Genomic DNA, 2,653 nt, shown 5'->3' with positions numbered 1-2,653 from the left:
TTTTGAGAGAATCGTGCTTCAAAACCTTGCGTCTTCATCGGCCCGCGTCCTGTAGGGGCGAAGCATTCGGATAAAAAATCTACGGTTTCACCGATAGGTTATTGCCCGAATGCTTCGCCCGTACTTTTTCAGCAAACCCTAATTATTAATAGTCGAAGTCACCACCGCCGGCGGGAGGAGCGGATTTTTCTTTTTCCGGTTTATCCACCACAATACACTCGGTAGTTAAAACCATACCGGCGATAGAAGCGGCATTTTGTAGGGCAGAACGAGTCACTTTAGCGGGGTCAACGATACCCGCCTCAAACATATCGGAGAACTCACCGGTAGCGGCATTATAACCGACATTAAAGGGCTTTTCTTTCACCCGTTCGGCAATAACTGCACCGTTTTGGCCGGCATTTTCAGCGATCCGTTTTAAGGGGGCAGCAATGGCGCGAGAAACGATTAAAGCGCCGGTTAATTCTTCATGGTGTAGGGTTTCTTTGGCCCAGGTTTCCAATTGGGGAGCCAGGTGAGCTAAAGTAGTACCACCCCCGGGGACGATACCTTCTTCTACGGCTGCTTTAGTGGCGTTAATCGCGTCTTCTAGGCGCAATTTGCGGTCTTTCATTTCCGTTTCCGTAGCGGCGCCGACTTTAATCACTGCCACACCCCCGGCTAATTTAGCCAGACGTTCTTGCAGTTTTTCTTTATCGTAGGAAGAATCGGTTTCCTCGATTTGACGGCGAATTTGCTCACAACGGGTTTTCACTGCCACGTCGTTGCCTTCGGCGACGATGGTGGTAGTATCTTTGTTCATGGTGATACGACGGGCCGTACCTAAGCTATCAATTTTGGTGGTTTCCAGTTTTAAACCCGCATCTTCGCTGATTACTTGACCACCGGTTAAGACGGCGATATCTTCTAACATCGCTTTTCTGCGATCGCCAAATCCGGGAGCTTTCACCGCAGTGACGTTAAGAACACCGCGCAGACGGTTAACCACTAGGGTTGCCAAAGCTTCTTTTTCGATGTCTTCGGCGATAATTACTAGGGGTTTACCTTGACGGGCTACTTGTTCGAGAATGGGAACCAAATCCTGCACTAAACCGATTTTTTTGTCGGTAATCAGAATAGCGGGATCCTCAAAAACGCATTCCATGCGTTCGGTGTCGGTGACAAAGTAGGGAGAGATATAACCTTTGTCAAAACGCATCCCTTCGGTGATTTCTAGTTCGGTGGTCATCGATTTCCCTTCTTCTAGGGAAATTACGCCTTCTTTGCCGACTTTATCCATGGCCGAGGCGATCATTTGACCGACTTCATCATCGTTACCGGCAGAGATAGCGCCCACTTGTGCGATCGCTTTGGAATCTTCTACGGGTTTCGCGTGTTTGGCGATTTGACTGACGAGGAAATCGGCAGCTTTATCGATCCCTTTTTTCAGAGAAATCGGGTTAGCACCGGCGGCGACGTTGCGTAAACCTTCTTTAACGATAGCGTGAGCGAGAACGGTGGCGGTAGTAGTACCATCACCCGCTACATCGTTGGTTTTTGAGGCGGCTTGGCGAATTAAAGCCACACCAGTGTTCTCGATATGGTCTTCCAGTTCGATTTCTTTAGCGATGGTGATGCCATCATTGACGATTTGGGGTGCGCCAAATTTCTTTTCGAGGACGACGTTACGACCTTTGGGTCCAAGGGTGACAGCTACCGCTTCGGCCAGAAGATCCATGCCTTTTTCTAAGGCGCGACGGGCATCTTCGTTGTAGATAATAGATTTAGCCATAATGTATCGTTATTCGTGCAAAATAGGGGTTTTCAAGGGTAGATGATTAGGAAACGACGGCGAGAATGTCTTTTTCGGAGAGGAGAACGTATTCTTCGCCACCAAGTTTGATATCGGTTCCGGCATATTTGGAGTAGAGAACTTTGTCACCCACACCCACTTCCACAGGGGTACGGCTGCCGTCATCGTTGCGTTTGCCAGTGCCGACGGTCACGACTTCCCCGATTTGGGGTTTTTCTTGCGCGGCGTCGGGAAGGAAAATGCCACCGGCGGTTTTTTCTTCGCTGGGGCTAACTTTAACGAAAACTCGATCGCCTAGGGGTTTAACAGTAGTTACGTTGATGCTGACTGCAGCCATGGAATATCCTCCGTTTCTCTTGTATTTGGGTAAGTGTCTTTTCCAGATTAGCACTCTTACCTTCCGAGTGCTAATTTACCGAAATACAAGGCCCCCTGACAACTGCTCGATCGGTACGGGTTTCCGAACTATGGTGTTAAGCTAGGGTTTGCTGAATAAGTTTGTTGGTGGGGTTAGGAGTCAGTATTCAGTATTCAGGAGTCAGTATTCAGGAGTCGGTCGTCAGGAGAATTAAGAATGAGCATTAATCAATTAAATGCTCTATTTAGGGTCGGCTGAAAAAGTAGGGGCGAAGCATTCGGGCAATAACCTATCGGTGAAACCGTAGATTTTCTATCCGAATGCTTCGCCCTTACTTTTTGCAGCAAACCCTATCTATATCCTTACTTTTACTCATGATACCAATACTCACCCCCTCTCAGGAATGTCAGACACATTCTCATACTTTCTAGCGGAATTATCGCCATTAGCCTGTAGTAGTAGTAGGTTGGGTTGAGGAACGAAACCCAACACACAATAATTGT

Annotated in this window: 2 protein-coding genes; both read right to left on the bottom strand. The window is 48.0% G+C overall.

The window, feature by feature from the left end:
* Positions 1-145: 145 nt before the first annotated feature.
* Positions 146-1,771, bottom strand: coding sequence for a chaperonin GroEL (groL, locus tag PX482_RS20520; RefSeq protein WP_002804201.1), 1,626 nt, complete (start codon positions 1,769-1,771; stop codon positions 146-148).
* Between the two features lie 46 nt (positions 1,772-1,817).
* Positions 1,818-2,129, bottom strand: coding sequence for a co-chaperone GroES (groES, locus tag PX482_RS20515; RefSeq protein ID WP_072926587.1), 312 nt, complete (start codon positions 2,127-2,129; stop codon positions 1,818-1,820).
* Between the last annotated feature and the right edge of the window lie 524 nt (positions 2,130-2,653).

The organism is Microcystis sp. M53602_WE12 (assembly GCF_030065455.1).
In the GTDB taxonomy this organism is placed as follows: Bacteria; Cyanobacteriota; Cyanobacteriia; order Cyanobacteriales; family Microcystaceae; genus Microcystis; species Microcystis aeruginosa.
Note: the sequence above shows the minus strand (reverse complement) of the source record. Positions and strands in the feature narration are given on the sequence as shown.